The sequence below is a fragment of the Bradyrhizobium sp. Y36 genome, from assembly GCF_002531575.1.
GTDB lineage: Bacteria > Pseudomonadota > Alphaproteobacteria > Rhizobiales > Xanthobacteraceae > Bradyrhizobium.
Genome location: NZ_NWTI01000015.1, coordinates 185923 through 195805, shown reverse-complemented (window position 1 = coordinate 195805; position 9883 = coordinate 185923). Strand labels below are relative to the sequence as shown.

7 protein-coding genes are annotated in these 9883 nt (G+C 65.1%); 5 read left to right on the top strand and 2 right to left on the bottom strand.

The genetic code is table 11. The annotated features are described in order from the left end of the window. The first annotated feature begins 527 nt into the window (after positions 1–527). Positions 528–2249, top strand: coding sequence for a dihydroxy-acid dehydratase (gene ilvD, locus CO669_RS23860; protein WP_097662376.1), 1722 nt, complete (start codon positions 528–530; stop codon positions 2247–2249). Further along, positions 2236–3057, top strand: coding sequence for a tetratricopeptide repeat protein (locus tag CO669_RS23855; RefSeq protein WP_097662375.1), 822 nt, complete (start codon positions 2236–2238; stop codon positions 3055–3057). Before ilvD ends, CO669_RS23855 begins: the two co-directional genes overlap by 14 nt. Before the next feature lie 60 nt (positions 3058–3117). Here CO669_RS23855 and xth read toward each other — a convergent pair whose 3' ends face one another. Further along, on the bottom strand, positions 3118–3915 hold the full coding sequence (xth, locus tag CO669_RS23850) for an exodeoxyribonuclease III (protein ID WP_097662374.1): 798 nt from the start codon (positions 3913–3915) through the stop codon (positions 3118–3120). A 134-nt stretch (positions 3916–4049) separates the two neighbouring features. Between xth and CO669_RS23845 the strand changes: the two genes are divergently transcribed. Further along, positions 4050–6380: an ATP-binding protein gene (locus CO669_RS23845; RefSeq protein ID WP_097662373.1), complete on the top strand. Its 2331-nt coding sequence runs from the start codon at positions 4050–4052 to the stop codon at positions 6378–6380. 6 nt (positions 6381–6386) lie between these two features. Here the strand turns inward: CO669_RS23845 and erpA are convergent, their stop codons facing one another. Beyond that, positions 6387–6716: an iron-sulfur cluster insertion protein ErpA gene (gene erpA / locus CO669_RS23840; RefSeq protein WP_097662372.1), complete on the bottom strand. Its 330-nt coding sequence runs from the start codon at positions 6714–6716 to the stop codon at positions 6387–6389. Between the two features lie 122 nt (positions 6717–6838). On the opposite strand from erpA, the gene CO669_RS23835 reads away from it, so the two are divergent. Both CO669_RS23835 and argS read left to right on the top strand, forming a co-directional pair. After that, a complete protein-coding gene (locus tag CO669_RS23835; RefSeq protein WP_245444454.1) occupies positions 6839–8035 on the top strand; it encodes a deoxyguanosinetriphosphate triphosphohydrolase in 1197 nt (398 codons plus the stop codon). A gap of 9 nt (positions 8036–8044) precedes the next feature. Next, a complete protein-coding gene (gene argS / locus CO669_RS23830; protein WP_097662370.1) occupies positions 8045–9835 on the top strand; it encodes an arginine--tRNA ligase in 1791 nt (596 codons plus the stop codon). Positions 9836–9883 lie beyond the last annotated feature (48 nt).

Below are 9883 nucleotides of genomic sequence, written 5' to 3'. Positions count from 1 at the left end.
GCGGTTCTTCCTGCGTGTGCATTTCGCGCAGCGGACCGCGGGTGCGAGCCGGCACCCGGCCTTCCCTGCACCCTCTTGGCCACGAGGGTCGCGAAACGAAGCAAAGCTCGGGCGAATTGAGCCGCGAGAATGCGAACGCATGGCCCTTGCAAGACGGCGTCGAGAGCGCGGGGATGCGCCGACTCACTTGCGTGCATCTTGTCGCGGGAGCGAGGGGATGGCGCATCTCATGCGTTATGAAATCAGAGGTTGTGTGTCGTCCTCGCAAGGAGGTAACGAAGTACGCACCCCGTGTCTTCCCGGTAACGATTGTGCTGTCTACGCAACACTCATTTTGGATTTAACCTTCATCACCGGTGGTTCGCATCACCGCCGCTTTTTGGCCACACCCAAACATGAATAAAATCGCTCTAATGTTTTAGGGCAGCGGCGGTCCTCCGGAGGCGCCGGAAAATCCCCAAGGTCGATTCAAATCTTGGCTCTGATTTTTCGGGTCTGAAAGGGTTGACCGGGGAAACTGGTTTGCGATGGGCGCGAAGATTGACAAGCAGAGGCTGCCGAGCCGTCACGTGACGGAAGGCCCCGCGCGCGCGCCCCATCGCTCCTATTTCTACGCCATGGGTCTGACCACCGAGCAGATCCACCAGCCCTTCGTCGGCGTCGCCTCGTGCTGGAACGAAGCCGCTCCCTGCAACATCGCCCTGATGCGCCAGGCCCAGGCGGTGAAGAAGGGCGTGGCGTCGGCCGGCGGCACGCCGCGCGAATTCTGCACCATCACCGTGACCGACGGCATCGCCATGGGCCATGACGGCATGCGCTCCTCGCTGCCGTCGCGTGAATGCATCGCCGATTCCGTCGAGCTCACCGTACGCGGCCATGCCTATGACGCGCTGGTCGGGCTCGCCGGCTGCGACAAGTCGCTGCCGGGCATGATGATGGCGATGGTCCGTCTCAACGTGCCCTCGATCTTCATCTATGGCGGCTCGATCCTGCCCGGCACGTTCCGGGGCCAGCAGGTCACCGTGCAGGACATGTTCGAGGCCGTCGGCAAGCACTCGGTCGGCGCCATGTCGGACGAGGACCTCGACGAGATCGAGCGCGTGGCGTGCCCCTCGGCGGGCGCCTGCGGTGCGCAGTTCACCGCCAACACCATGGCGACCGTGTCCGAGGCGATCGGCCTTGCGCTGCCTTACTCGGCCGGTGCCCCCGCACCGTACGAAATCCGCGACGCCTTCTGCATGACCGCGGGAGAGAAGGTCATGGACCTGATCGCCCAGAACATCCGGCCGCGCGACATCGTGACCCTCAAGGCGCTCGAGAACGCAGCCGCCGTTGTCGCGGCCTCCGGCGGCTCGACCAATGCTGCACTGCACCTGCCGGCGATCGCGCACGAATGCGGCATCAAGTTCGACCTATTCGACGTCGCCGAAATCTTCAAAAAGACACCATATGTCGCGGATTTGAAGCCGGGTGGCCGTTATGTCGCCAAAGACATGTTTGAAGTAGGTGGCATACCGCTTCTGATGAAGACGCTGCTCGACAACGGTTTCCTGCACGGTGATTGCCTCACCGTCACGGGCCGCACGATCGCCGAAAACCTCAAGAGCGTGAAGTGGAATCCGCACCAGGACGTGGTGCACCCCGCAGACAAGCCCATCACCGTCACAGGCGGTGTGGTCGGTCTAAAGGGCAATTTGGCGCCAGAAGGTGCGATCGTGAAAGTCGCGGGAATGTCCAACCTCAAGTTTACCGGTCCGGCCAGGTGCTTCGACCGTGAGGAGGATGCTTTCGAGGCCGTCCAGAAGCGCACCTACCGCGAAGGCGAAGTCATCGTGATCCGCTACGAGGGGCCCAAGGGCGGCCCCGGCATGCGGGAAATGCTCCAGACCACCGCGGCGCTGACCGGCCAGGGCATGGGCGGCAAGATCGCGCTCATCACCGACGGCCGCTTCTCCGGCGCCACCCGCGGCTTCTGCATCGGCCATGTCGGGCCTGAGGCGGCGGTCGGCGGCCCGATCGGGCTGCTCGAGGACGGCGACATCATCGAGATCGACGCGGTTGTCGGTACCCTTAACGTAAAATTGAGCGACACCGAGCTCGCTCAACGCAAGACCAAATGGAGCGCTCGCGCGACTAACCACACGTCGGGTGCGCTCTGGAAGTATGCTCAGCAAGTTGGACCGGCGGTCGGGGGGGCAGTGACCCATCCGGGCGGCGCGCACGAGAAACAGTGCTATGCGGACATCTAGGCGTGCCATCGTTGCGTTCGTGTTGGGGGCCAGTGCGCTGGCCGCGCCGGCGCTCGCCTTCGATGGCGCTCCGGTCAACCCGAAGGACGCTACCATTCCGGTCGTGACCGCGTTGCCGGGGACCGCGGCGAACGTGCGCGGCAAGGTCGCGCCGGTGACCCAGGAGACTTCGCTCAGCGCCTTGCAATATGCCGCCGAGGGCGGTCATCCCATTGCGCAGTGGAAACTCGGCCGCATGTACGCCAATGGCGACGGCGTCACCCAGGATGATCTGCGCGCCTTCGAGTATTTCAGCCGGATCGCCAACGCGCATGCCGAGGACAGCCCGTCGGCGCCGCAGGCCCAGATCGTGGCCAATGCCTTTGTCGCGCTCGGCCGCTACTATCTCAGCGGCATCCCGAACTCGAAGGTCAAGTCGGACCCGGAGCGGGCTCGGGAGATGTTCTCCTATGCGGCCTCCTATTTCGGCAATGCCGACGCGCAATACGATCTCGCCCGGCTCTACCTGAAGACGCCGGACGCCTCGCGTGAGGATTTCCGCTACGGCGCGCGCTGGCTGGGCCTTGCCGCCCAGAAGGGCCAGCACGAGGCGCAGGCGCTGCTCGGCCAGATGCTTTTCAACGGCGACCGTCTGCCGCGGCAGGCCGCGCGCGGCCTGATGTGGCTGACCCTGGCGCGCGACAGTGCCGGCACTGAAGAGACCTGGATCAAGGAAAGCTACAACCGCGCCTTCGCCAAGGCCTCCGACGACGACCGCGCCATGTGCCTGCAATTGCTGGAGCAGTGGGTGAAGGACCGCCGCGAGTAGGCGCCGCGATCGGTGCTGCAGGGTGGGCAAAGCGCAGCGCGCCCACCAGCTCTGCGAACGTTACGCCGCCTCCAGATCCAGATCCGCCCACACCGGAACGTGGTCCGACGGCTTCTCCCAGCCGCGCACATAGCTGTCGATCCCGACATTGGCGAGCTTGTCGCTGGCCTGCGGCGACAGCAGCAGATGGTCGATCCGCAGGCCCTGATTCTTCTGCCAGGCCCCGGCCTGGTAGTCCCAGAACGTGTAGAGGTTGGGCTCGTCGGTGACGGCGCGCAGGGCATCGGTCAGGCCGAGGCCGAGCAGGGACTGGAAGCTTTCCCGCGTCTCGGGCTTGAACAGGGCGTCCTCGGTCCAGGCGGCGGGGTTATGCACGTCGCGGGCATGCGGGATGACGTTGAAGTCGCCTGCGAGGATCAGCGGCTCCTCGGTCTTAAGACGCTCCTTCGAATACTCAAGAAGCCGCGACATCCATTTGAGCTTGTAGGGATATTTCTCGGTGCCAACCGGATTGCCGTTGGGCAGATAGAGGCAGGCGATGCGCAGCACGCCGGATTTCAGTGTCACCACGCCCTCGAGGAAGCGGGCATGGGCATCCTCGTCGTCGCCGGCGAGCCCCGACTTGGTCTCGTCGAAGCGGAGCTTGGAGAGCAGGGCGACGCCGTTGAAGGTCTTCTGCCCGTGGGTGACCACGTTGTAGCCCAGCGCCTCGATCTCCAGCCGCGGAAAGGCCTCGTCGACGCATTTGATCTCCTGGAGGCAGACGATGTCCGGCTGGCACTCCTTCAGCCAGGTCAGCAGCAGGTCGATCCGCTGCCGGACGGAGTTCACGTTCCAGGTGGCAACTCTGATGGGCATGGGGAGGGCTCCGGGCAGGGGCTTTGGTTAGAACAAAATGCAAACGCGCCCGTCAAGGACGCCGCAAAATCTCCCACAAAATTAACCCGGCTTAAGCCGGCCGCAGGCCATTGATACGGAAAAGGTTCCTCGGAATGGGATGGCCGGACAAATCGATGAAGCGAACTGCGCCGCGTGACGGCCTGATCGGCGCGTTCCTGTATTGGCTCGGCGGCTTCGAGATCGAGGACGGCCTGACCGCCGGTCTCAGCGAGCGCGAGATCCGCCGCATCCGCGCCAAGCAGATCGACGCCGTGACGCGGCTGATCCCGGTGACGATGGCGGTGACGATGCTCAACGTCGCCATCGTGCTGATCCTGTTCTGGGGCAGGGGCTGGAACGACTTCCTCGCGATCTGGGGCCTGACGCTCGCAGCCGTTGCCCTGATCGCGTTTCGGTCGTGGCGGCGGTCGCATCGGAATCCGCCGCAGGAGGCCTCGCCTCGTGCCGCGCGGCACATGCTGCGGCAGGCGTTTTTTCTTGCGGCGATCTGGGGCACGCTGCCGCTGGCGCTGTTCAGCCGCATCGAGCCGACCAGCCAGCTGATCCTGGCCTGCCTGATGGTCGGCATGATGTCCGGCGGCGCCTTCACGTTCTCGACCTTCCCGCGCGCCGGGCTGGTCTATCTCGCCACCATGACGGTCGGCTGCGCGGGCGCGCTGCTGCTGTGCGGCACCGGGCCGTATCTGGTGACCGCGGTGTTCCTGCTGCTGTTCGCGTTTTTCATGGCGCGCAACATCGTCTCGCAAGGCAACCTGTTCCTCGGCAATCTCAAGGCCCAGCTCGAGCTCGAGCGGCAGACCGAGATCATCTCGCTGCTGCTGAAGGACTTTCAGGAGAACGCCAGCGACTGGCTGTGGCAGACCGATGCCGAGGGACACCTGGTCGACGTGCCCCAGCGCTTCGCCGACGTCGCGCAATTGCCGTTGCCGCTGCTGAAAGGATCGCACTTCTCGGATGTGCTCGACATGCTGTGCCCCGAGGACAAGTCCGCGGCCTACAACATCGTCGGCCTGATGGAGCATGCCGAGCCGCTGCACGAGATGAACCTCAAGGTCGTCGCCGGCGGCGAGGCTCGGCTGTGGTCGCTGACGGCAAAGCCCGCTTACGATCGCGCGGGACAGTTCCTCGGCTATCGCGGCTTCGGGCGCGACGTGACCGAGCGCTGGCGCGCGGAGAAGGCCGAGGCCGAGAGCCGCGCCAAATCCGACTTCCTCGCCGTGATGAGCCACGAGATCCGCACGCCCATGAACGGCGTGCTCGGGCTTGCCAGCATGCTGCTCGAAACCAGTCTTGATCCGGAGCAGCGCGAGGCCGTCACCACGATCCGCGAGTCCGGCGACAATCTGCAGCGCATCCTCAACGACATCCTCGACCTGTCCAAGCTCGAAGCCGGACGCTTCACCTTCGAGGCGATCGACTTCGCGCCGCAGGCACTGGTCGAGGCGGTCGCCACCGTGGTGCGCGCGAGCGCCAAGGGCAAGGGGCTGACGGTCAAGCTGGAGCTCGACCCGAACCTGCCGCCGACACTGCGCGGCGACGTCGCGCGTATCAGGCAGGTGCTGCTCAACCTCGCATCCAACGCGGTGAAGTTCACCGATCAGGGCGAGGTGACGATCGCTGCGACCTGCCAGGCGCGCCGCGACCTGCTCGCGACCGTCGAATGGACGGTGACCGACAGCGGCATCGGCATCGCCCCCGAAAAGCTCGGCCAGCTGTTCAGCGACTTCGCGCAGGCCGATGCCTCGATCAGTCGCCGCTTCGGCGGCACCGGTCTTGGCCTTGCGATCAGCAGGCGCATCATCGAGCAGATGGGCGGCACCATCGGCGTCACCTCGACGCCGGGGCAGGGCTCGACCTTCCGTTTCACGCTGGTGCTGCCCTGGAGCCAGGCACAGGCATCCGAACAGGCGTCGGACCGCGATGAGGCCGACGAGCTCAAGACCCGTATCGCCGGCCTCGATCGGCCGCTGAAAGTGCTCGTCGCGGAGGACGATGCCGTCAACCGCATGGTCGTGAGCAAGATGCTGGGGGCCTTCGACGTCGAGCTGCGTGTCGTCACGGACGGGACCGAGGCCGTCGCGGCAGCCTCCGAAGGCAATTACGATGTCGTGCTGATGGACGTGCGCATGCCCGACATGGATGGGCTCGCCGCCACCCGCGCCATCCGCGCGCAAGGCGGGCGCTTTGCGGCCTTGCCGATCATCGCGCTGACGGCCAACGCTTTCTCCGAAGACGTCAAGATATGCCGCGAGGCCGGCATGTCGGATTTCCTGGCCAAGCCGCTGCGCAAGCCGGCGCTGGTCGCGGCCCTGCTGCGTGCGCTCGACGGATTCACGATGTCGGAGGAGGCGCCGCTTCAGCCCGCACTGATACCGTCGGACGTGGAGTGGACGGACGAGGAAAGGCAGATTACCGGCGCCTAAGCGGCGTTAGATCGAGAAGCTCGTCCCGCAGCCGCAGGATGCCGTCGCGTTCGGGTTGTTGACGCGGAACGAGGCGCCGATCAGGTCATCGACGAAATCGACCTGCGAGCCCGCCAGGAACGGCTGCGAGGCGGAATCGACCAGCACCACCGCATTGTCCTGCTCGATCACGAGATCGTCGTCGGTCCGCGCGCGGTCGATGTCGAACTTGTACTGGAAACCCGAGCAGCCGCCGCCCTCGACGGAGATGCGCAGCATCGCGCCGGCACCTTCGCCCTTGAGGATTTCCCCAATCCGGCGTGCGGCGCGGTCACTGATGGTTACGTCAGTCGTCATCTCAGGTCTCCGATAGTCCCGCGGTCATATCCAATTCATTTGGTATCCCGCGTCCGGCATAGTTAAGTGCAAGGATACGCAGAATCAAATGGATAGGGACTAAATTCGTCGTGTCCGTCGGAATGGCAGCCCCCCGCGCGACCTATGCCTGCGATCCCGACCGCAGCCGCGGCCGGCTGGTCGCGGAGCCGCCGAGCCGGACCCGCAGCCCGTTCCGGCGGGATTGCGACCGGGTGATCCATTCCACCGCCTTCCGCCGCCTGAAGTACAAGACCCAGGTGTTCGTGTTCCACGAGGGCGATCACTACCGCACCCGGCTGACCCATTCGCTGGAGGTGGCGCAGATCGCCCGTGCGCTGGCCCGGCAACTCGGGCTGGACGAGGACCTCACCGAAACACTGGCGCTCGCCCACGATCTCGGTCATCCCCCGTTCGGCCATGCCGGGGAGCGGGCGCTGGACGCCTGCCTGAAAGACTTTGGCGGCTTCGACCACAACGCCCAGACCTTGCGCGTCGTCGGTTCGCTGGAGCACCGCTATCCTGAATTCGACGGGCTCAACCTGACCTGGGAGTCGCTGGAAGGCATCGTCAAGCACAACGGCCCGCTCACCGATCGCAGCGGCGCGCCGGTCGGGCGCTATCGCGAGCACGGCATTCCCGTCGGCATCGCCGACTACATCAAGACTTACGACCTCGAATTGTGGAGCTTCGCCTCGCTGGAGGCGCAGGTCGCGGCCATCGCCGACGACATCGCCTATGACGCCCACGACATCGACGACGGCCTGCGCGCCGGCCTGTTCCATCTCGACGATCTCAAGGTGATGCCGCTCACCGCCGAGATCATCGCCGAGACCTCCGCGCATTATCCCGATCTCGACGACCTCAGGCGCGGGGCCGAGCTGGTGCGCGAGCTGATCTCGCATCTGATCGGCGCGGTGTTCGCGGAGGCGCAGAAGAACCTCGCCGCGGTGAAGCCGCAATCGGCCCAGGACGTGCGCCAGCAGAGCCGGGCCCTGGTCGCGTTCCCGCCCGAGGTCGCGGAGGAGGAGGCCGCCATCAAGACCTTCCTCTACCAGCACATGTACCGCCACAAGCGGGTGATGCGGGTGATGGGGGAGGCCGAGCAGATCCTGTTCGACCTGTTCGCGAAATACCTGAAGGCGCCGGCCGAACTGCCGCCGGAATGGCTGGTGGGGGCGCAAGGCGACAATGAGGGCGACCGGGCCCGCCGGATCGGCAATTTCATTGCCGGGATGACCGACCGTTTCGCCCTGACCGAGCACCAGCGGCTCTTTGACTCGACCCCCGATTTGCGTTAGGCGGCGGCCATGCCCCAGACCTCCTCATCCCTGCATTTGTTCGCCGATGTGCTCGCACGCGTGCACGCCGTCTGCCGCGCGCTTGCGAAGGACGCCGGCTGGCCCGAGGGCATCGATTTCGCGCGTGTGGTGGTCGAGCCGCCGCGCGATGCGTCCCATGGCGACATGGCGACCAATGCCGCGATGGTGCTGGCCAAAGAGGCGAAGGCCAAGCCCCGCGACCTCGCCGAGCAGATCGCCGAACGGCTGCGCACTGACGCGCTGATCGCCAAGGTCGACGTCGCCGGTCCCGGCTTCATCAATCTGACCTTGAAGCCGGCCGCCTGGGCCGAGGCGCTGCGGACCGTGCTGCGTGAGGCCGCCGATTACGGCCGTGTCCGCGGCGGCTCCAAGGTCAACGTCGAATACGTCTCGGCCAACCCGACCGGGCCGATGCATGTCGGCCATTGCCGTGGCGCCGTGTTCGGCGATGCGCTGGCGAGCCTGCTGCAGTTCGGCGGCCACGACGTCACGCGCGAATATTACATCAACGACGCCGGCGCCCAGGTCGACGTGCTCGCGCGCTCCGCGTTCCTGCGCTACCGCGAGGCGCTCGGCGAGGACATCGGCGCGATCCCGGAAGGCCTCTATCCCGGTGATTATCTGAAGCCGGTCGGGCAGGCGCTCGCGACGGAGCACGGCGACAAGCTGCGCGCGATGAGCGAGCCCGAGTGGCTGCCGACCGTGCGCGCGAAGGCAATTGCGATGATGATGGACGAGATCAAGGACGATCTCGCCGCCCTGAACATCCGCCATGACGTGTTTTTCTCGGAGCGCTCGCTGATCGAGACCGGCAACAACAAGGTTGCCGAGACCATCGATTTCCTCAAGGCCAAGGGCGACATTTACGAAGGCCGCCTGCCGCCGCCGAAGGGCGCGCCGGTCGAGGATTGGGAAGACCGCGAGCAGTTGCTGTTCAAGGCGACCGCCTATGGCGACGACGTCGATCGTCCGCTGATCAAGTCCGACAATTCCTACACCTACTTCGCCTCCGACATCGCCTACCACAAGAACAAGTTCGACCGTGGTTTTGCGGAGATGATCGACGTCTGGGGCGCCGACCATGGCGGCTACATCAAGCGCATGCAGGCGGCGGTGAAGGCGACGACGTCGGGCAAGGGATCGCTCGACGTCAAGATCGTCCAGCTCGTGAAGCTCTTGCGCAACGGCGAGCCGGTGAAAATGTCGAAGCGGAGCGGGGACTTCGTCACCTTGCGTGAGGTGGTGGATGAAGTCGGCCAGGATGCCGTCCGCTTCATGATGCTGTACCGCAAGAACGACGCGGTGCTCGACTTCGACCTTGCCAAGGTCATGGAGCAGTCGCGCGAAAACCCGGTGTTCTACGTCCAGTACGGCCACGCCCGCGGCCACTCGATTTTCCGCAACGCGCGGGCGGAGGTGTTCCCGGACCTGCCGGAGGACGCCGGCAAGCGGATCGCCTGGCTCAGTGAGTCGGCGGTGGAACGCCTGTCGGACCCGGTCGAGCTTGAACTTCTCAAGCGGCTCGCAATATATCCTCGCATGCTCGAAGCCGCCGCCGCGGCCCATGAGCCGCACCGTATTGCCTTTTATCTCTATGACTTAGCGAGCGAATTTCACGCACTTTGGACGAAGGGGCGCGATTTGCCCTATTTACGCTTCATTATCAATAATGATGCAGATCTAACGAAGGCGCGGCTGGCCATGGTCCAGGGCGTCGTCTCGGTTCTGGCATCGGGCCTCGCCATCCTCGGCGTCCATGCCCCGAACGAGATGCGGTAGTTTGGGGCGAACTACTTAAGGGGAATAGTTGGGGGTAACCGGCAGAAG